Source organism: Streptosporangium minutum (genome assembly GCF_002149035.1).
Lineage (GTDB): Bacteria > Actinomycetota > Actinomycetes > Streptosporangiales > Streptosporangiaceae > Streptosporangium > Streptosporangium minutum.
In genome coordinates this window covers 53,279-74,269 of record NZ_NGFP01000001.1, presented here as the reverse complement: position 1 = coordinate 74,269, position 20,991 = coordinate 53,279, and the positions used below count along the sequence as shown (strand labels likewise).

Annotated in this window: 12 protein-coding genes, 1 pseudogene and 1 CRISPR repeat array (1 of these 14 running past the window's edge); of the genes and pseudogenes, 3 read left to right on the top strand and 10 right to left on the bottom strand. The window is 68.0% G+C overall.

The window, feature by feature from the left end; translation table 11 throughout:
- Window positions 1-236: 236 nt before the first annotated feature.
- Window positions 237-3,908: a hypothetical protein gene (locus CA984_RS00320; RefSeq protein ID WP_086566543.1), complete on the bottom strand. Its 3,672-nt coding sequence runs from the start codon at window positions 3,906-3,908 to the stop codon at window positions 237-239.
- A gap of 309 nt (window positions 3,909-4,217) precedes the next feature.
- Here CA984_RS00320 and CA984_RS00315 point away from each other — a divergent pair.
- Window positions 4,218-4,772: pseudogene (locus CA984_RS00315) on the top strand (transposase); the annotation flags it as partial.
- 318 nt (window positions 4,773-5,090) lie between these two features.
- Here CA984_RS00315 and CA984_RS00310 read toward each other — a convergent pair.
- The 9 genes from CA984_RS00310 to CA984_RS00275 form a co-directional block, all read right to left on the bottom strand.
- A complete protein-coding gene (locus CA984_RS00310) occupies window positions 5,091-7,451 on the bottom strand; it encodes an AAA family ATPase (protein WP_086566477.1) in 2,361 nt (786 codons plus the stop codon).
- 87 nt (window positions 7,452-7,538) lie between these two features.
- Complete coding sequence (locus CA984_RS44340) at window positions 7,539-8,480, bottom strand: ISAs1 family transposase (RefSeq protein WP_341351692.1); 942 nt, start codon at window positions 8,478-8,480, stop codon at window positions 7,539-7,541.
- A gap of 26 nt (window positions 8,481-8,506) precedes the next feature.
- Window positions 8,507-9,625 carry a hypothetical protein gene (locus tag CA984_RS00305; protein ID WP_086566474.1) on the bottom strand — a complete coding sequence of 373 codons (1,119 nt, stop codon included), beginning with the start codon at window positions 9,623-9,625 and terminating at the stop codon, window positions 8,507-8,509.
- Window positions 9,626-9,641: 16 nt separating this feature from the next.
- Entirely contained in the window at window positions 9,642-11,690 is a 2,049-nt protein-coding gene (gene fxlM / locus CA984_RS00300) for a methyltransferase, FxLD system (RefSeq protein ID WP_086566472.1), read from the bottom strand.
- 36 nt (window positions 11,691-11,726) lie between these two features.
- Window positions 11,727-12,788 carry a lanthionine synthetase C family protein gene (locus CA984_RS00295; protein WP_086566470.1) on the bottom strand — a complete coding sequence of 354 codons (1,062 nt, stop codon included), beginning with the start codon at window positions 12,786-12,788 and terminating at the stop codon, window positions 11,727-11,729.
- On the bottom strand, window positions 12,785-14,809 hold the full coding sequence (locus CA984_RS00290) for a lantibiotic dehydratase family protein (protein ID WP_207620608.1): 2,025 nt from the start codon (window positions 14,807-14,809) through the stop codon (window positions 12,785-12,787). The genes CA984_RS00295 and CA984_RS00290 overlap by 4 nt, the downstream gene beginning before the upstream one ends.
- Window positions 14,810-14,871: 62 nt before the next feature.
- Window positions 14,872-15,045 carry an FxLD family lanthipeptide gene (locus CA984_RS44335; protein ID WP_108724510.1) on the bottom strand — a complete coding sequence of 58 codons (174 nt, stop codon included), beginning with the start codon at window positions 15,043-15,045 and terminating at the stop codon, window positions 14,872-14,874.
- Window positions 15,046-15,113: 68 nt separating this feature from the next.
- Window positions 15,114-15,434, bottom strand: a complete 321-nt coding sequence (locus tag CA984_RS00280; protein ID WP_086566464.1) for a hypothetical protein — start codon at window positions 15,432-15,434, stop codon at window positions 15,114-15,116.
- A gap of 960 nt (window positions 15,435-16,394) precedes the next feature.
- Window positions 16,395-16,838, bottom strand: a complete 444-nt coding sequence (locus CA984_RS00275) for a recombinase family protein (RefSeq protein ID WP_207620606.1) — start codon at window positions 16,836-16,838, stop codon at window positions 16,395-16,397.
- A 157-nt stretch (window positions 16,839-16,995) separates the two neighbouring features.
- Between CA984_RS00275 and CA984_RS48990 the strand changes: the two genes are divergently transcribed.
- Together CA984_RS48990 and CA984_RS00260 are read left to right on the top strand one after the other, a co-directional pair.
- A complete protein-coding gene (locus CA984_RS48990; RefSeq protein WP_341351691.1) occupies window positions 16,996-18,780 on the top strand; it encodes an ElyC/SanA/YdcF family protein in 1,785 nt (594 codons plus the stop codon).
- Entirely contained in the window at window positions 18,722-19,522 is an 801-nt protein-coding gene (locus CA984_RS00260; protein ID WP_086566461.1) for a WbqC family protein, read from the top strand. The genes CA984_RS48990 and CA984_RS00260 overlap by 59 nt, the downstream gene beginning before the upstream one ends.
- Window positions 19,523-19,897: 375 nt before the next feature.
- Window positions 19,898-20,991: a CRISPR direct-repeat array (repeat unit 29 nt); it runs 765 nt beyond the window's last position.

Below are 20,991 nucleotides of genomic sequence, written 5' to 3'. Positions count from 1 at the left end.
ATGCATACGAAATCTACCGGTGACCACCGACAACCACTGGTCGTACAGCGCCTCCCACGCGCAGGCCGCAGAGCCAGAGCCTGAACCGCATCCGCGGCTTCATCTGCGTGCGAGAGAGACGGCAGGTCGTCTCGATGCGCGGAGCCCGGGTGGGACTGCTGGCCGACAGCCTGCAACGTTGCGACAGGTGCGGTCGTTACGTCACCGGCCTGAGCGATTTCAGCGCGTACTTCGGTTCATGGTCCTGAATCGGCGATCGCGTTCCATCCCGGGTGTGGGTCGGATCTGCCGCTCAGGATCTGCGCGAGCTGGTCGGCGGTGGTGAAAGGGACCGCCGGGTCGGTGGTGAAGGCGGCTGGGGTGAGGTCGCGGGTGACGAGCAGGGGTATCACGCGCCAGGTGCGGGCGTTGTGGACGCCGCAGGCGCCAGCAGCCGGGTTGGAGTGGGCGGCGATCACTTTGGTTTTGGCCAGGAGTTTGGTGCGGTAGGTGTCGAACCGGTCGAGGTGCTGGGTGAGGTTGTGTGGGGCGATGGCGCCGTGCGGGTTCTTGGCCTCGATCACCCACAGCCGCTGATGTTGCTCGTCGGCGATCAGGAGGTCGATCTCGCCGGGCAGGCCGGGGATGCCGAGCCGGGCGGCGGGCCCGACGTCCAGGTGGGCGCGGTGTGGTAGTCCAGCTCGCTCGGCGATGGTCTTGAGGTCGAGTTCGAGTTGGTCGTTGTGCTGCCGGCGGTGCCGGTCGAGATGCTGGGTGGCTTTGGCCGGCACGTCCGGGCGGGGTAGGCGCGCGTCGGAGAGGTAGGCGGCGTACAGGTGTTGCGCGGTATGGATGAGCCAGGGCAGCAGAAGGATCTGGCCGTCGTGGGCGATCAGCGGGTGGGTGGTCAGGCGGGTGCGGCGTTCCACCTCGGTGTAATGGTGGGTGCGGTCGTCGGCGGCGTTGCCCGCGTCCAAGAGGAGGCGGCCGATGGCGGTGCGCAGGTCGGCTTCGGGCAGGTGTGACCAGGTGGCGGCTTCTTGGGCGATCGTGGTCTCGGTGGTGGTGGCGGTGCCGTCCGGGCCGGTGGGCCAGTCGACGGCGGTGGCGAGGACGGCGGCCAGTGCGTCCAGGCCGCAGCCCCACTGCTGATGCAGGACCTGGTCGGCTTGGGCTAGGTGGCTGCCGGGTGGCGGGCAAAGGGGTGTGAACGGCACCGGGATGCGTCGCTGGAGCGCGAAGAGGGCCTCCGGGGCGACTGGGGCCGGGACTGTGGCGCGGGCCCGGCTGATCCAGCGCTGCTCCCGGGCTTGGCGGTAGGCGTCGAGGTCGAAGCCCAGGCGCTTTTCCCCACCCGTCCTGTCGGAGACGGGAACGGCGGGGGCGGGTGCGCCGGTCAGGGTGAACAGGCCGGAGTCATGGACTTCGAGATGTAGGTCGTGCAGGCGCCGGCTGCCGGTGACCGCGGTCACGCCGACGTGCAGCAGGAGTTCTGCGAAGGCGAGGAGTTCGGCGACGGCCAGGACGTCGGCGGGCTGCTCGCCGACAGGTGGGGTGGCGATCGCCTGCTGCAGTAGCAGTTGCAGGGCGGTTGTAGTTGCAGCTCCATCGGCTTCACGTCGCCGGGCCTCCTGGGCCCACACCTCACTGCCTCCCGTCGCGAGATTCACGACGGCTTCCTGGCGGCCGCGGGTTCGCGTGCACAGCGCGGCGTTCAGCTGGTGCGCCAGCACCGTGGTCAGGTCGGGATGGTGCGCGCGGATCTGCTTGGCGAACTCCTGCTCCAGCGCGGTCAACAACTGCTCGGCGGCCCCGCCCGGGCGCACGGCGTCGGCGCCGGTGAAGGCACCGGCCGAGACCTGGGCGCTGCGGACGGCGGCGGCTGCGGTGCGCAGCGCCCGGGCGTGGACATGGCGGGAGCGAGGGACGGCATACGGGGGAGCGGGGGCGGGCTGGGAGCTGTCGGCGACGTGCAAGGTCAGCACCGGGGCGGACGCGTCCCACGCCGCAGTGAACGCCTCAATGGTGGTCGCTTCTCCGGCGTTGCGGGCGCGGCGGATGCGGCCAGCGCAGTGGTGCAGCAGCTGGCCGAGGACCTGATGCCCATCGTGGGTGAAGCGGGCCAGGAACGCCGGATCCAGCTCGATGCTGATCACGGCGCGGTCGGCGTCCATACCGACGCTCAGCGCCAGCATCTGGTTAGATGCGTGGCGGTCGGCGTCCGGCGGGGGCTGGCCGGGGTCGAGAATCTCGAGCGTCTCGGTCGGGTGCAGGAGCCAGGTCGTGCCATCGGGGAGGGTGAAGTGCGCGGTGAGCGCCGGGTGCCCGGCCAGGGTGGCGCGGATACCAGCGGCGAGAGCGGCGAGCGCCGTGGTGTCCAGCAGCGCACGCTCGTCGGACAAGGCAGTGGCGAGAATCGCGACCGGAGGGCTGGTGCTCACGCTGGCGAGCAGCGGTCCGGCATCGTCGTTGGGGCGAAACAGATCGGCCCACTGCCCTTCGCCGGTTTCGGCGGCGACCAGCCAGGCGGTGCGCCAGGTCAGAGCCGGTGGAAGGCTGGCGGCGGCGAGCACGTCGTTGGTGCGGGCCCAGGCGGCGGCCCGGTCCCAGGACAGGTCCCGGCCGTAGGGTGAAACCAGGGCGACGCCCTCGGTAGGTGGGCAGGGCGGCAACAGCATCCCCTCGCGGTGCCAGGCCACCCAGGCGTCCAAGACGTCGTAGTAGGCGATCGCCTCGGCTCCGGGATGTTCCGTCATCTCCAGGACCCACCAGGCCAACGTGGCCAGCTCGCCGCTGGCGTCGGCGAGGATCTCGGCGAGCTCCTCAACATGCACGTACAGGGTGTCGGTGATCACCTCTTGTCCCAGCACCCGCGGGCCCCCGTAGATGACCAACCGTCCGGTGCCGGGTGCTGCGGTCTCGGCCAGGTCGGTGCGGGCCCTCTCGATGAGAGCGGGCAGGATGCCGTCGGCCAGCGCGGTCACGACGGCGAGTTCCAGGCGGTGTGAGGTCAGTCGGATCCGACACATCGTCTCGAGCTGAACCGGTACCTCTCGCAGGTCGAGTAGCTGCGCGACGCGCTCGATGGTCTGTTGGTGAAGGCGCATCTCGGCATTCGGGTCCTTCATGGTCGCCAGGAGATCGCCAGTGGCGGCCGCGAGACTGTCCAGCGCCACCGAGGCGGGTACCGGCACATGTCGGCCATGCGCGGCCACGACTAGGACGGCCCCGAGCAACGGCGTGTCGGGCGTGTAGCGCAGCGGCAGGGTGCGGATGTCGGCTGTCAGATACGCCAGGGCTTTGGCGGCGCGTTCGCGGTACGGGCCGGTTGGTGCGAGGTGGTCCAGACCGAGCGCGTCAGCCGCGGCGACCTCCGCCTCGGTCACTGTACAGGTGAACTCCTCCTCCGGCTGCCCGGCAGGTGTGGGCCATGCGGGCGCGAGGGCGGCGACGGTGTGGTGGGTGTGGCGCAGCACGAGCTCCAGCAAGTCAGTGAAAGCGAAACCCACCCCTTCGTCGTCGGCGACGAAGGCGCGTGCCGTGGCCTGCACAGCGCGCAGGAAGATGAGCGGATGGTCGAGCTCGCCGGGATGCAGCAGCCACCGTTGTCCGTCGAGGTCGACGTGGACTTGGGCGCGCGCATCATTCGGCTCCCGCTCGGTTGTCACTCCACGGCCAGGTGCCGCGCGCAGCGCGGCCGTCAGCAACGCGGGCAGGTCACGGGCCGCAGCGGTCCGCCCCGGCTGGCGCGGCCGGCGCAGGACTCGCGTCCACGCCAGCAGCAGGTGGTCGTGGAAACGCGCACAACCGGGCGAGTCGAGGGCGGCGCGCAGCAGCGTCAGCAGCGAGTCGCTGGAGAACCGGGCCAGTGCTAAATCCAGTATCCCCAGCCGCTCGGCTGAGGGGGACTGCGCGGATAGGGCGGTCATCAGGTCGTCGCTCCTCGAGATGTGCTCCACGGACAGCGTGGCAGTTAGCACCTGCTCCGGTACTAGAAATTGGCGCGGAGCCCGGAGGCGGCCGGTGTGCTGCGGGGTTGTGAGTAGAAGCAGTTGCCATGCCCTCAGCTCGGCCGCCCCCAGGCGTGGAAGCTGTAGAAGCCTTGGTCAGCGGTCAGCAGCATCTCCTTAATCAGCTGCTCATAAAAGGAGAACGCGGTGGCCTGTTCGTCGGCCTAGGAGTGTCCTGAAGATCTTGGTGGTCTTTTCAGAGTCGGGCCGGGGGTTCGGACTCGGGTCATGATGGGCCGTCGGACCGCTCCGGCCGGGCCTGAGGTGTGGGTCGTGTGCCTGGAGTTGATCCCCGTCGGGAGTGTGTTCGCGTTCCTGGCCGAACATCGGCGGGTGCTGTTCCCGCCGGAATCCTTCTCCGACATGTACGCGCCGGTCAACGGGCGCCCGTCGATACCGCCGGACCTGCTGGCGACCGTGGTGGTACTGCAAGCGCTGCATGGGCTGTTGGATGAGGAGGCCGTTGCGGCGCTGCGGTTCGACCTGTGCTGGAAGGCCGCCTGCGGGCTGGGGTTATACGAGCGAGGGTTCGATCCGTCGCTGCTGGCCTATTTCCGACGCCGCCTGGCCCGTTCTCCGCGTCCGGACCGGATCTTCCAGATCGTCCGGGAGGTGATCGAGCAGACCGGGGTGCTGGCGGGCCGGACCCGCCGGGCGCTGGATTCGGCCGTGCTCACCGACGCGGTCGCCACCCAGGACACCATCACCCAGTTGGTCGCCGCGATCCGCCGGGTGGCCCGCCAGGTTCCCGGCGCCGCCGCGATCGTCACGGCGCACCTGTCACGCTGTTCACCGAGCGGAGGTCGTCGCGCTGGCCTGGCAGGTGGTGCTGCCGGCCCTGCTGAGCCTGGTGCCGATGGTGCCCGCCATGGCCGACGGCAGTTATCTGCGGGCCCACGGCGACACCCGCTCGGTGATGGTCGCGAACGTCGCCGGGGACTCCTGGTGCTCATCCCGCTGGCCTGGCTTCTCGGCTTGACCGTCGGCTTGGGTCTCTCCGGCATCTAATTGGCCTGGATCGCCTTCACGGTCGTCCTGGCCTGTCTCCTGAGGTTTCGCGCCCGCTGGCCGGTCAGGGGCCCGGCGGGGGCGATGGGCTGACTAATTCTCCTGGACCTGGTTGACCTGGTGATATACGAGCATGTCCAGCGCATCTCGGAAGGCCTTGAAATCCGAGATCGGCTCGTTCGGCTCGTCGTCGAGTTTGAACTCGCGCCTTATCGTCCGGATCTGGCTCTTGACATCCTCGGCCGCCAACGAGTTGTCGAGTCCGGCCTCGATGTCCTCAAGGTGGAGGGTCGCCTGTTCCCGCGTCGCCCCGACGGGGTGATCCAATAGGAACGACCGCTTCAGCCTTTTGATCCTGGCGCTGATTTTCTCGGTGGTGATCTCTCGTAGCGCTTGCCGCTGCCGACGCCCGAGTTCACGGAAGAGGATGCGGAAATTGGCRTCCATGATCGCGGCCGCTTCCGTAAGGTCGTCGTCGCGGTTGACGACGTCCACAACGCTGCGGGCAAACCCGACCTTGTCCAGGTGGAATCCTTCGACCCTCGCCGCCGCCGCTCTTTCAAGAGCATCGTGAGTCCCGGAGGTGTCGTCGAAAGAAACGTCCTCGGGAGTGAGGGCCTCCAACGCGGCTGCTTCTTGGGGAGCGAGGAATTCTTTGGCGTACTGCTTGACGGCTGGAATGGCGATCGTCAGCGGGATGAGGTCCTCGATCGCCACCACACCATCCGGGTAGGTGCTGATGAGTTCGTTCGAGGGCAAATCGCCCAGTTGCAGGACGAACTTCTCGTCGATTGCCGGCTTGCCGTTCGGGCCCTTCTTCAGTGCCTTGACCGCTTGGTCGCCCGACGAATCGCTGTCAAGCAGCACGATCAGTGCAGGCCGATCGACATCCCGGCCACGAGCGAGGTAAACGAGGTACGGAATTTGAGATGCTGATCCCGCGGGCACGAGGGTCAGCGTGTTGAGGTCAAGGTTGTCCATCGAGGCAACCCTCTGCCGACGCAGCCGCGCGGACATGCTGGCGAGCATGACCTGGTCGGACATGCCTTCCAGAACCAGGTTGCAGTTGCTGATGAAGGTCGTCTCCGCGACGAAGCTGCCGAACGCCGAACGCAACGGCTCGTAGTGGTTACGGGCGGCGTTCCGCACCACTCGGGTCCCCTCGTCGCCGTCGCCCTTCTCCAGGACACGGATACGCTCACCGTGGTTCTTGTCGATCAGGAACGGTGAGTGCGTCACGTAGACGACCTGGCAGGGCTGACGGTCCGGATTCTGCGGATTGGCGAAGTCCTCGAAGATGCGAAGCAGGTCCTGTTGGCCCGCGCTGGACAGATACGCGTCCGGCTCATCCATCAGAAGGATCTCGGGGACGGCGGACTTCGGCGGCTCGTGGGCGAGGTACTGCACGAAGTAGCTGAGAAAGTATTTCAGCCCGCCGCTGCGCTCATCGGCGGAGTACTCGGTGCCCGTGCGGTCCCGGATGGTGAAGACAAGATCCTGGTCCCGCAGGGTGAGCAGCAGTTGGAATTGGTTGTCCTGGGACCACCACTTGGGGAAGTTCAGCGACGCCGCAAGCGTGCGGTTCATCCGCTCGACGATGCCATTGGCGAAACCGTCCCGGCCGCTCTCGACGGCCTTGAGCAACTCCTGAAAGGCGATACGGCTGATCGTGGCGACCTTCAGCAACAGGTCGTCGGCGAGTGCGAGTTGACGATCGTGCGACTCTGTGGATTGGTTTGCCGCTGCGAAAGCGCTCGCGAGCGTGGGCGCTACTGAGGTGTCCCGCTCGGAGGAGGCTCCGAACAATGAGGGAGCATTCTCCATGATCAGCTTGATGAAGGAATGGCGTTCCTTGCGTGGCCCGGTCTGTGCCGACGACTTGCCTTCGGCGAGGTACCTGATCGGCACACTGTCCGGCAGCGCCACGTTTGTGTCGATCTCGAACCAGTGTGGCAGGAGGGTGTTCAATGCCTTCTTGTCGTGGACAGTGTGCCGTTCCCACCCGTTGTTCTGCGGGATGTAGACCTCGGGGTCTTTGCCGTTGATGCGGAACAGTATGAAGGTCGTCAGGCCCTCATCGATAGTGATCTTGCAGGCTTTGGCGAGGATGGTCCGCTCGTTCTCCTCCAGGTTTCGGAATTCGAGTCCGAAGTCGGGGAAGGCCATCGACCTGTTCACCGCGAAGAACTGCGAGTACCGGCAGAAGTCCCCTCGCTCGATACCCACGCCAGTCAGTGCGCACTTGATCGCGGAGAGCAGTTGACTCTTCCCCGACTCGTTGGCCCCGACCACGGTGGTCACGGTGGCTTCCAGCGGCACCCTGACGAAGGGGTACTGCAAGTCGTCTGACTCCAGGACATCCCAGGGGGCGGGGGTGAAGTTCTCGTGGGCCTTGCGGAGGTAGTCGAAGTTGAACGAGCGGAAGAACCGAATGAGAACAGCAGAGATGATCATCTATGGCCTTTCGGCCTGGAGAAACCCTTAACGGACGGTCAGTCATGCTAGCGGGGAGGTACGACACTTTCTGCGTCGCAGCTTGAGTCACTTGGATGGCTGGTGACCACGGACAGGCCAAGGCTCCCGGTCCGGACGCATACTTCCATCCATAAAACGAGAAGATGAAAGGTAAAAGTAGATCCATCCAAAGATATCAATCAACGCAGGAGCGGCATTCGGAGATCGAATTGTTATATTCTCGGTGGGCGTGTATAGCAGGGAAGACAAAAGACACGAAATGTCTTGAATGTCAACATTTGCTGCCTGGTGGTCCTGGTGAATCGCCCCCTTGCGATCAGGCACCCCGCTTACTCGTTGATGCAGGCAAGCGTCTTGGGGTGGCGGCCAGGGCCCCGGCGTTAATTCGCTATGTCCAATTCCGGCATGTTGATCAGGTGCTGTAGACGGCGAAAGCGGCATCGCGGTCGAAGAGGTCACGGCGAGCGTGGGCGATGTTGGCTCGATCGGCCAGGCGCTGGTGCTGATCGCCAGATTCCGGAAGCTGGCCAGGGCTCTGGGCGCGCTACCTGTTCTGAGCTGGGAGTGATCCTCCCGGAACGTTACGTCGCGGACCCAGTGGAGCCGGTTTTCCACGCCCCAGTGCGCGCGTTCGTAATGGTTGAGGCGGGCGGGGCTGGCCGCTTCGGCGGGCAGGCTGGTGATGCTGTACACGATCTCTTTGCTGGTCCAGGCGCCGTCCAGGTCACCGACGTCGCAGCGGAGCTGGAAGGCTTGGCGGGCGCCGGGGAACAGCGTGTCGTCGGTCTGCACGGTGCAGATGGTCTGGCGTTCGGTGCGGCCATGCCCGTGATCGTCGTCGATGGCGGTGTTCTGGGTCCAGTCGGCGTTCGGGCCCGACAGAGGGCCTGGGCGGCGGCACGGGCCAGCGGCTGGTGGCTCTCCAGTAGCGTCGTCCCACGGCCGCGCCGCCCGATTCGGGCCTGCGCCGGGCGGTTGCCGTGATTGGAGTGCGGGGTTCGCAACCACGGCCGGAGTAGCGATCCTAGGTCGGCTCAGGCCGCTCCGTGTAGCTCGGTAAGCAGGGCGCGCAGGTTGTCCTCGCCGTGGCGGACTGCGGCAGTAAGGGCATCCAGGTGGGCTGCTGGGAGGTACCCGGCGCCGAACCCCGAGGCGGTGAGTACGCCGGCGACTTCCTGTTCCTGCTGCGGGGTCATGCGGGAGCGCATCCCGTGGTGTCCCATGACCTCTCGGGCAGCATAGGCGTCTGTGCAGGCCACGCCGACGACAGTGGACCGCAGGTCGGAGTCGTGTGCCGTGGGTCGGTCGGCGGTCAGGTCGAGCATGGTCAGGGCGAGCCGAGTCCGGAACGCTGCGGTCATCGGGTCGGGGGCGGTGATCAGCGCGAGAGTTTCCCACCCCGCATGGTCCAGTTCGTCCTGTGGTGTCGGCGTGGTCGGAGGACGGCAGTAGACGCGCAGGATGGCGGCGACGGCGTTCTCCCAGGGCTCCGTAAGAACGCTGGAGTCGATCATGGTGGCGGCCTGCTGCGGGAGGCCCTGTTCCATCAGCGACATGATCGTGAGCTGGCGGCCGTCGAGAAGCCGCTGACCGACGCCGCGGTGCGCGGCCATGGATTCGGCTGCCTCGGTCCAACGGCCGACGCTCGCGAGGGCTCTGGCGCCGTCGATCAGCAGGGCGACCCACAGCTCCGTACAGATCGTGCGATGGTCTGCGACGGTCCGGATCAACGGCGACAGGTCGACGGCGTGATCGCGGATGACGGTGGCGCCGCGCTGCTCGGCGGCCCGGTACAACTGCTGAAGCACCGCGAAGGCAGCGCTGCCTTCACCTTCGCGGATCAGGAGCCGGGCGATGTTCACCAGCGGCATCAGCGACATCACGGCGATGTCCTGGTCCAGGCTCTCGGCTTCGGCGAAGACCTTGTGCTGCCGCCAGCACAGTTCGGCTGCCAGGTCGGGCATGCCGCTGTCGGAGGCGATGAGCGCGGAGAAGTTGAGGACACCGCAGGCGCGGGCCACCCGCTTGGAGTGGTCCGCGCCGGGTGTTTCGGCGGTCAGCGCGGTGAGCTCTGCAATGCGCTTGTCCAGTGGAAGCCCGGGGGGTTTGGGTCGGCAGACCAGCGGGATACGGGCGGCGTTCGCAGGGTTCATCACGCTGCTCCCTTTCCTACGGCCAGTCGATGACGAGTCGGCTGTTGGTCTTGTCGATGACGAAGCGTGAGTCAGCGGCCTTCAGCAGGTCGCGGTTGGCGGCCATGGCCATGCGGAAGCCGGGGGCCGGGGCGTCGTTGCCGTAGTCGCGGTCCCATTCCTGGATCGCGGCGGCGACCTGCTCGGCGAGGTCGGCGGCGCGCGGGCCGTGACCGATGACGCCGATCTCCCAGAAACGGCTCACGGTGTCTTCACCCTCGCGGACGGTCAGATAGGCCAGGCTGTCGCCGTCGAGCGCCGCCATCGAACCCCACCCGAAATGCGGGGTGAACCCGGGCCGTCGGCCAGGTACCCGAGACAAGCCGTTGGGCAGGACGCACGCCAACCACAGATAGACCCACTCCCAAGCTGAACCCTGCCGGAACTTCACGCCCGTGTAGACCTGGTGGGAGGGCTCGTCCAGGACGGTCCGCATCGCCTCCCGGTCCACGAGCTGCTCACCGTAGGTTTCCAGCCGGACGTTGCCCTCCCCGGCCATGGGGACCACGGTACGGACGTCATCACACACGCCCTTACGCAGCGGGACGAACGTGGCCATTTCGCAGGAGACGGTCTTCCAGGTCTCGCCGTCTCCGTCGCGCTCGAAGGCGAAGGAGCGGGAGATACTGCCGCGGATCCGCATCGGGATGACGAGACGGCCGTCCGGGGCCAGTTGATTCAGGACGGGGAGGGGGATGTCACCGGCGCCTACGGTGAACTGGATCCGATCGAACGGGGCATGCGCGGGCAGACCGGCCGCGCCATCGGCCAGCAGCGCGGTCACGTTCGATGCGCCGGCAGCGGCCAGATGCTTCGCGGCGGTGTTGACGAGGTCAGTGTCGACGTCCACCGTCCACACGCGGCCGCCGGGGGCGACGAGCCGCCCGAGGAGAGCGGCGTTGTAGCCGGTAGCCGCCCCGGCCTCCAGGACCTTGTGGCCGGGCTCTGCGCCCAGTTGCTCCAGTTGGGTGGCGACGATCGACGGCGCGGAGATGCAGGAGATCATCTCGCCGTCTCGGTCGTTCTTCACCGACACAGCGTCATCGACGTAGGCGGCGACGACCTCGACTTCGGGGATGAACCGGTGGCGCTCGACGTCCCGGAAGGCGTCGATGATCTCAGGGGTGCGCAGGTGGCCGGAGCCGGTGAGCTTGTCCACCATGGTGTTGCGCAGCTCGGCGGGGTCGGTCGTAGTGATGGTGCTCTCCATCCTCTTGAAAATAAGGGTCACGGGTGCGGACTGACTGCTAGACACGGTGGCTGGATTGCCGTCTCCGAAGGCGACGTTCCAGCCCAGCCAGGCCGCGGCAGCCTGCTCGGCCACGGGTGTGGCCGCGCGGTTGAAAGCGAAGATCGCATGGTGGGCGAGGACCGCGCGCAGCCCCCGCCGGAGTTGCCCACTGGTCGCGAGCCGGGCCAGGCGGCGGCCGGCGTCCTCGAACGCGGCGACGCGGTCAGGCCAGCCGGGTTCGGTGGTGTCCCGCTTGGCGGCGTCGGCGTGCACGAGGCGCCGCATGGCAGTGATCGCAGACGCCTGGTAGGCCACCTGCGGTGGGTCGATTGCCGGGCGGAGGTTGCCGAATGTCGCCCACACGTCGCTGATCTCGAACGGGTCGAGGCCCGCCGCGCGGTTCATGGTAGAGAGCAGCAGGATGCACCGCTCGCGGGCGTACGGGCTGCCGGTCTCGGCCAAGGCTGCGGGGCTGTCGGCGCACCACACCTCGTGGGCGATGGCCATACCCTGCTCGCCGCCGAAGGTTTCGATCTCCGGTTCGTAGATGCCACCAACCCAACCGGCCGCGACCTCGTCGGCGACGAGCTGATCGAGCAGGTCGGCAGCGGGCCTCTCGGTGCGCAGCCGGAGATTGCCTTCCTTGCGCAGGAAGTGGAAACGCCAACCGGACAGCGCGGCCGCGAGTGCGGTCGCAGCCTTTGGGGTCGCTCCGGCATCGCCGGGAAAGCGGATGGTGGCGTGCCACCACTTCGGTTCGTCGGGCAGCGGTAGGTTCTCGTCGTTCCAGTCCATGTCCTCGGTTCGCTCCTGCTCGGTTGTGGTGGCGGGTCAGTTGATCAACAGGGCGCGGGTCCAGCCGGTCACGTTGGAGCCCTTCAGCGCCATGACCGCCCCGGCTCGGCCTTCCATGAACCCGGGCTTGGACAGTGCCGGGATCCCCGCTTCTAACCTCTGGCGGGTCTGCCGGATGGGCTCGGCGAACCGGTCGGGGGTACGGCTGTCGGCGGCGAGGGCGGTCGTGACGGTCAGCAGCCCGGCCCAGCCGTGGCAGAGGGACGCATCGGTGACCCGGCTCAGGCGGGCCGGGTCGGTGAGGGCGGCGAGGGCGAGTTCTTCGGCCTTCTGCCTGCGGGCGTCGTCGCCGAGCGCGCAGGCTGCCAGTTGCAGCGTGCGGGCGATACCAAGGTCCCCGTAGCACCAGGAGGGGCGCAGGGGCAGCGCCTGCAACGCCTCAGCGGCGAGCGGGGCCAGGGTGATCCAGTAGAAGGAGCCGAACTTCTCCAGCCAGGCCGTGAACGTCTTGATGGCGCCTATCTGGCCTTCTACCAGGAGGCCGCGGCGGGCGGCGAGAGATAGCAGCGCCAACGGGCCGGCGATGCCGTGGGCTACCCCGTTGTTCGCGTGGCCACCGGTGATCTCCTCATGCGTGGGGCTGTCTGGCGACCACCACCCGGGCAGGACCTGGGCATCGGCTTCGGCCGGGACTGCCAGCGCCACCAGATAGGCCAGCACTTCCTGCAGCAGCGGCGGCGGCGAGCCTGCTCGGGCAAGCAGCACCACTCCCAGCCCGGTGAGCCCCCGGATGAGATCGAACTCTGCCAGTGTCGGGAGCCGGGTCGCCTTTCGTCGGCAGCGGGCCGCGGCGAGCCGGGCGGCCACGACCCGGTCGACGGCCGTCTGAACGGTCTGGTCGGCGCGCCCGACACGGCCAAGCACGAACTCCAGGGCCGGGGCGCCGTGGAACAGAGAAGCGTTGGAGCCGGTGCTGACGCCGCCGGCGACCGCCTCGGCCAGCAGAGGCCGGGCTGCGGCAAGGTTGCCGCGCTCGATGTGCAGCAACGCTATCCCCAGCGCGCCCTCGGCCAGGGCCTGCGTCGTGGGCGGGCTCATCGGCCCGCCCTTACCGCGACGACGATGCTGTGGGCCCGCCCGCCGATCCATCCATCCGCGTCCGGCGGCGGCGCCTCGTAGAGCACCGCGATAGGGGAGCCGCACAGGTGCGTACGGAGCACGTCCAGGTTCATCTCCCCGGTGAGGTCCAGCAGCAGGCGCTGATCGTCCATGGCCAGGAGCACACGGTCAGGCACACCCGCTCGGCCGCGCCAGGCGTGCAACTGCGCGGCCCACTCCTCCAGGGATGCCGCACGGCCGGGCAGGGCGCGGGCCCGAAGCTGCCAGCGGGCGGCAACGACGATGCTGCGCCGATAGTGCAGCCCCGGCGTGAACGGCAGCGTCCACGCCGCACCCCAGTCGAACCAGGTCACCTGCGGAGTTGCGGCACGGCTGATCTCGGCCAGGAACCGGGCCAGCGGCGGGGTGAAGTTGTTCCACATGAAGTTGAGCGCGGTCGGCGCGATCAGCTCCAGGCGCTCCCCGGTGGCGGCCACCGCGAGGTAGAGGTGGCTACCGTGCAGGCCTACGACCAGATCAGAGGGGACGAACACCGTGGCGTCGCTGCCCCGGTGCTCTCCGACGCTGACCAGCTTCGGCAGGACTTGCGGGGTGCGCGTGAGCAGGTCGGCCTCGACGCGGGAGGGATGGAACGATAACTGAGCCAGTTCCGCCACAGGGTCAACCGTGGGAAGGGCTACTTGCTCGGCGGCCTGCGGGAACAGGTGCCGGAATCGTCCCGTCATCGTGCCTGCCGCCCTGGAGACGGTGTGAACGCGGACGCGGAAGTCGCCTCGGTCGAGCGCTGGGAGGGAACGGGCTTGGACCTGTGCGCACACCTCGAAGTGCGGGGCCAGGGCGGTGGGTTCGCCTGCGGCCGCCTCCAACTCCTCGATGAGCGGCTCGGACAGGATCACCGTCCGGTGGCGTTCGACGGCGGCGGTCCCTGCGAGATCCAACAGCAGCCGGTCGCGCCGTGACATCGGTCGTGGCGGCTCGGACACCGAGCCGAACCCGTCAGGCAGGCCCAACCCGTTGTCCGGGTCAACGAGCTGCTCCAGGCCGACCTCGGCGTCTTCGCCCCATCGGGCGGCGAACTGCTCGGTGTAGCTCCGCCACGCCCGGGTGCCGGTTGGGTTGGCCGCGAGCCTGGCCAGCACGGTTGCTACGGTTTCCATCTCGACCGCGACGGTCTCCGGCAGCCGAACCGTGGCGTCCAGCCGTAAATCCACGTACGCCTCCCGATCGCGGGCGTCCAAAGCGACGGCAGGCAGGACGGCTGCCGGGTCAACGACCGTGGCGGGGGCACGCAGCGCCGACAGCAGCAGCCGAAGCCGCAGCAGCTCCGCGAGGAACACCGCCTGGCGGTGTCCTTCCACCTGCGGGAACTCTGCGGCGAGTTTGCCCGCGAGCGCCGCATACCGGATGGGTGACTTGGCCGCCTGGAGAACGAGCGTCAGCGCAGGCGTCAGCGCGAGGGAGAACTCCGACGCGCCCTCGGACGGCACGAAGACGCGGCCGCCGCGCACATACGCCAGGTTGTTGACGCACACCTCGACGGCCGCCATCGACACGCCGTCGGCCTCCTGGGCACTGATCAACTTGTCCAGCGCCCGGGGGTCGGCTCGGGTAACGATCTCGTGCTCATCCCCGACAAGCACGGCGGATGTCTCGCCGAAGTCGACCGGGCAGACGCCGGCGAACAGGCCGAATGGCGTGGACCGGTGCTCATACCTGATGGCGTACCGGGCGACCGCGAGTGCGGCGCGACGCGCCCGGCGAGCGTTCGACAACCGCCCGTCCAGAACTGCCTCCACCTGGCGGGCCAGGTCCAGGCTGGCACTGGAGACCGCGCGCCGGAACGTGTCATCGGCCCAGATCGGGCCGAGCCAGGAACGCCACTGCTCGGGGGACGCGGCGGGCCCCGGCCACTGCGGCAGGGCGGGGGCGGAAAGGTTCACCGCCGCGCGCAGCATCCCGGCGCCCGTGCACCGGTACAGGGTCCGCCGCGACCGCGTCATCACTCACGCTCCGTTCTGGGGAAGAAGGGGGCGCGGGCCCGTACGGACCCGCGCCCCGCGGACTACGAGGTCGTGCAGGCGCTCGGGCAGGAGGTTCCGCAGTTGTCGCCGGTGGTGCACATCAGCACCGTGTCGGCCGCCGGGGTGTTCTCGATGAATTCGATGTTGAGCGCGAACGGGTCGAACGTCTCTCCCGTGTCGACCGTGGCCGTCTCCTCCGGGGTCAGAGTGCTCATGTCTCTACTCCTTGTCCTGTTTCGGGTTCCTGACGTGGGGTGTCCACGCCAGCCGGGCAGGGGCATAGTCAGCCCGCTTCCGCCTGGTTCATGTACGGGTCGGCCTCGTACCATTCGCCGCGGCTGGTGTGGTCAAGGTGGTGCTTGCGCACTAGGGCGGCGTACATCTGGATGACGTCGCGGTAGGCCCGGCCTCGGCTGGTTTGCTCGTACCCGCGCCTGCCGGCGGGACGGAGCACGAAGAACTCGCCGCCCTCCGACGCCAGTTCATACCGGCCGCAGCACGAGGTGTGTCTGACCCGGAGGATGGCGCCGTGTGACGTGTACGGCTCCCACTCGGGGGTGGGGCCCTCCTGCTTGACCGCCTGCGGCTGGCGGGTTCTCGTCATCCTCGTCTGCTCTCTCCACGGGGGCGTACGGCCCGCTGAGGGAAGGCGGACAACCTGCACTCCTCGACAGGGTGGCCGCCTTCCCCCGCCTGGCCGACCCGCTGGCGAGCCTGCGCGCTCGCCACGTGGGAAGGGTCCGGCCAGGGTCTGGAGCCCGCCGCCCACGACGGCCTCCCGGGGCACATCGTGGGCGGCGGGTCGTAGGGGGCGCGGGGCAGCATGGGCGCTAGGTAGGGGCATGGGCCCGCGCCGGAGTACGTGGACGGCCGCACATTGTGAGCCTGCTCGGCTGTCCACGCCAAGACGAGGAGGAGCAACACGGCCACCCGGCGGCCGCCAGGAACGCGTCACTGTACGTGAACACGATGCGCTCCCGCCTGGTGTGGTCTGGGGCCCCGAGGTCTTCCGGGCCGGCGGGGTGCTGCCGGGTCCGGTGATCGTCTCGGGGCCGCCTCTGGCAGATCCTCACGGCCACCCGGGACGGGTGTGGTGGGTGGCCGGTCCGCGGTCATGGCGCGCGGGGAGGCCCGCCAGAGATCAAGTTCAGCTTCCTGCATGCGCTGCCACAGCTCGGTGGCACTGCGCCCCATGACGGTGCGACATAGCCTCGGGTCGGAGCACTCCCACGCCTGCAGGACCCGCCAGTACGGGCGCCACAGGACAACCCAGCGGGGCGCCCGCGCCTGTATCAGTTTGGCGGCCTCGACGGCGCCGGGGTCATACCGGGGCTGCATCGAGCACTTCACGAAGGTGTACGGGGAGGCGACAGCCCGCGCGATAGCCGCTGCGTTCTCTTGGACGACCTCGGTTACCCCAGGAATCGCCCCCTTCAGCTTGCCGGCGGCTGCCCGGTCGGCCTCGAAGCCGTCCTTGCCGGAGCCTGCGAGCGCGGCGTACGTGCGATCTACCGTTGGCACGTTCGGGTTGAATTCGCTGCCGGGCGGTGGTGCGACGAAGGTGTCAATCATCATGGGGTCCTTGGCGAGTTGGTTCGAGTTGGCCATGGGGAACGGCGCGGGCCAGAGCCACGACCGGTCGGCCGGCGGAAGAGCCAGTGGTACGGAGGGCTCCCCGCACGACCAGCAGCCGCGCCCCAATCGCGTTCAGCTGTTCCCGCCGCCGAGTCGCGACGGGCTTCTCGCCCAGGTGGTGCGTAGTGGGCAGAACCACCCCGTAGGCGCCGGACATGAGAAGGACGTCCAGCAGGCCGGCGAAGGCCGGGTCGTCCGACGATGCGGCCCCTCGATCGGTGAAGATGCCGCAGAGCTGCAGTTCGTGCTGCTCGCAGTATTGGGCGAGGGCTACCGTCAGGGCGGCGTGCCGCTCGGGCGTCGAACGATGCAGCCGCAGGTACCCGTAGACGATCGGGCCGTCCACATCGTGTTGTTCGGTGAGTGTCCACAAGGTAGCCGTCCTTACCGTGGCCGGGGCTTACGGCCCGCTCTTTGAGCATGGCCAGCCCCGCCCCCGCTGGATACGACCCGCTGTCGCACTTGCGTCGCACTTCCGGAGGCCCTCGGTACCTCTGCGTGCTTCCATGGCCGTGGAAGGGAGCAGCGACGTGACGACCGTGCATGAGTGGACCGGTCTCGAAGCGCGTGCACTTCGCCGAGCCCTGCGGATGAGCGTGCGGGTGTTCGCGCAGCACCTCGGCGTGGCTCCCCGCACCGTGGCGAAGTGGGACCAGCTCGGTACCGCTACTCGGCCACGTCCGGACACCCAAGCCATCCTGGACACCGCGCTCGCCCGCGCGAATTCGGCCACTCACCTGCGGTTCGAGACGCTGCTCTTGGAACTCGGCCAGGACGTGGACCAAGGGCTGAGAGTCACCCGGATGGGACCACGGGCCTGGGACTACGAGACCTGGACAGACGACCTTGACCGGGCTGTGGTCGCTCTCAGCCGCCAGAGCTTCAGCTACGCCACCGACCTGCTGAACCGATGGCTCACCTGCTACGACCCGCACGCCTTGGACGACAAGGGTCTTTACCTGTTCGCACGATCGACGACGCTGTTCGGCGACCTCCAGCGCGACCAAGGAGCAGTCGCCGGCCCATTGTCCGCTCGCCGCTCCTACCTCAACGCCCGATCGATCTACGGACAGCTCGACATCCCCCGTCGTATCGCGCAGCTCGACCTTTCGTTGGCCGTGGTCGCCGAGATGGGGGGCCGGTTGGACGAGGCCGCCAAGGAATATGAGGCGCTGGCGGTGGACGACCGGCTCTCACCACGCGATAGGGCGCGAGCCCGGCTGTGGGTGGGGACCGCCCTGAGCAAGAACGACAAGAACGACTACGCCGCCCGCCTGATGACGACCGCCATCCGCGAGTTCGAGAACCTCGGCGAAACCGAGGACTGGTCCGTCGCGCACCAGAAACTCGCTCTGGCCCACCGTGGCGCAGGGAACCTCTCGGAGGCGCTACGCCTGATCGACCTCGCCCGCGCCACCGCGGTCACCGATGCGCCCATGCAGCGGGTCCGGCTGGAGACGGCTTACGGGCACGTCCTGCTTTCGGATCGGGCCACCGTGGATGATGGGGTGGTGATCCTCGACCGTGCCGCACGCGAGGCCGCGCAGCACGGGCTCGCGCACCAACTGCGCAGCATTGAGGGCATCCAGCGGACCATCCAGGGGGAGATCCGCCTCCCTCTGCCACGGCGATCAGGGAGCAACCGGGTGAGCGTCAAGCAGCAGGTCATCACCGACGAGCAGTGGCAGCATGCCCACACCATCTGGGACTACCACCAGATGCACCACGACCTGAGCCAGTGTGACGTAGCTATCGGCCTGGGCAGCCACGATCTGGGGGTGGCACGCGCGGCGGTCGACTTGCACCGCGCCGGCTGGTTCCCGCTGCTCGTCTTCTCCGGTGCCACCAGCCCCACCACCGCGGCGCGCTTCCCCCGAGGCGAGGCCGTCCACTACCGCGAGCACGCGCTCGACCTCGGCATGTCCGACGAGGCGATTCTGCTGGAGCCGAACGCCACCAACACTGGCCAGAACGTCGCACTGTCCTGCCAGGTGCTGGCCGATGCGGGTGTTCGGCCCGGTTCGGTGCTCCTGATCTCCAAGCCGTACATGGAGCGTCGGGCCTACGCCACGGCACGAAAGGTATGGCCCGAGGTCGAGGTGGTGTGCGCTTCCGAGCCGCTTGAGCTGGATGACTACGTCAGCTCGATCGGTGATCCGAAGTTGGTCATCGACATGCTCGTCGGCGACCTCCAGCGCGTGATCGAGTACCCCAAGCTCGGCTACGCCATCGAGCAGCCCGTCCCAGGAGGGGTCCATGACGCCTACCAGGCTCTTCTCCGCGCCGGATTCGACAGCAGGCTCCTTACGCCCTGACCTGCCGTACGGCGAGGTGTGCGCCATCCACCAGCCCAACCTCTTCCCTCGACTGGTGACGCTGGCCAAACTGTTCGCCGCCGACTACTGGATCGTCCTGGACGACGTGCAGTTCGCACGCAGGGACTACCAGCACCGCGCGCGCCTCGCCTCGCTCGACGGCTCGTGGCAGCCGCAGTGGCTCTCCATTTCCACCCGTCTGCCATACGGCCGCTCCACCTCCATCCGCGGAGCGCGTCTGGCCGATCCCATTCGCTGCCGTCGCCGTGTCGTTCAGCTCCTCGCCGACCACTACCGGCACAGTGCCTATTGGCCGTCGTTCAAGAGGGGGCTCGAACCTGTACTCGCCGCGTTCGAGAGCACGGATCGACTGGCGGACGTGACGGAGCTGTCCACGCGCCTGCTGCTGGAGGAGGTCGGGTGGCGGGGGCAGATCCTGCACAGCAGCGATCTGCTCGCACCCGGTGAACGTTCGCAACGCCTGGCCGACCTGGCCTGGCTGACAGGCGCCACGACCTACCTATGCGGGACCGGGGGCATGCGATACCTGGACCCGGCCGCTTTCCGGGTCCACTCGATCGAGGTCCTCCCGTTCCAGGCCCGCGGATCGAGCATATGGGCATCCGCCCGAGAGGTGAGCGCGGTACACGCCCTGATGCTCGTCGGGTCGGGCGCTCTGGGGCGGGAACTGGAGGCTTTGCGCGGACGAGTTCTTGAGGACGATCCCCGATCTGGTGCCTAGCCCTGCTGGGCTTTGGAGATCGGTTCGCACTCCTCGCCATGCCGGGCTCATGGCACTCCGGTTCCTCGGCAAGGATCCCGACAGCCCCGACGGTGACTCGCCAACCGTCTAGGAGGACGGCGACGACTACATCCTGCAGGGCTTCACCATCACCGATGACCTACCACCCCAGCACACGAAGAGTCTTGGTCAGCTCTACGTCTGACCAGGACCTCATGGGCGAATCGAACGTGTCCGAGGGGGGACTCGAACCCTTCGCCCATCTCTTGGGCTCTCAAGACGCTCCATGGCTGGACATCGAATGAGATGGCCTGGGCTGTAAGTGCCCCCAGCGACGGGGAAGGCGCGGCCACCGCAACGAGAGCGCCTCTGGGACGGTTCACCCCCACGTGCGTGGGGAGGACGAGCCTGTCCGTACGATCCGCCGCGCGTTCACCGGCTCACCCCCACGTGCGCGGGGAGGACGCCCGGACTGTTTCGGTCCAGTCCTCGCGAGCCGGCTCACCCCCACGCGCGTGGGGAGGACGGCATCGACGGCCCCGCCGTCCCCTGCCTCTGCGGCTCACCCCCACGTGCGTGGGGAGGACAAGCAGATGTTCGGCCACCCCGCCAAGGTCCTCGGCTCACCCCCACGTGCGTGGGGAGGACACGAAGTCGATCAACCCCTCGGCCACATCCGGCGGCTCATCCCCACGTGCGTGGGGAGGACTGGTGTCCGGTGGTCAGTCGCCATCTGGTGAACGGCTCACCCCCACGTGCGTGGGGAGGACGCGTATATGTGTTCCCCTGAAGTGTGCAGGTGCGGCTCACCCCCACGTGCGTGGGGAGGACTCGAAAGGCGCCGAGCAACGTGGCTCAGCACGCGGCTCACCCCCACGTGCGTGGGGAGGACAGCGAACACCCCGACATCGACGACAACACGAACGGCTCACCCCCACGTGCGTGGGGAGGACCGGATGCACCCAATGATCCCCCTGGACATCTTCGGCTCACCCCCACGTGCGTGGGGAGGACGTAGATCGCGATACCTGCGTAGGTGCCGTGGACGGCTCACCCCCACGTGCGTAGGGAGGACACCCCGGCCGGGTCGGAGTAGTCGATGAACACCGGCTCACCCCCACGTGCGTGGGGAGGACAGCTACTACGCGAACCAGGGCGAGGACGTGTCCGGCTCACCCCCACGTGCGTGGGGAGGACTTCGGCCACTGGCCGTGCGGCTCGTAGGGCGGCGGCTCACCCCCACGTGCGTGGGGAGGACGGCATGCGCAGAGCCGGATGGTTCCGGTGGATCGGCTCACCCCCACGTGCGTGGGGAGGACTTCTCTACGATGTACCAGCGTTTACATGCGGTCGGCTCACCCCCACGTGCGTGGGGAGGACTCCGTCACCGGGTCGGCGTCCGCAGAGAGTTCCGGCTCACCCCCACGTGCGTGGGGAGGACACGACGGCGGCCAGGGTCAGGATCTTGC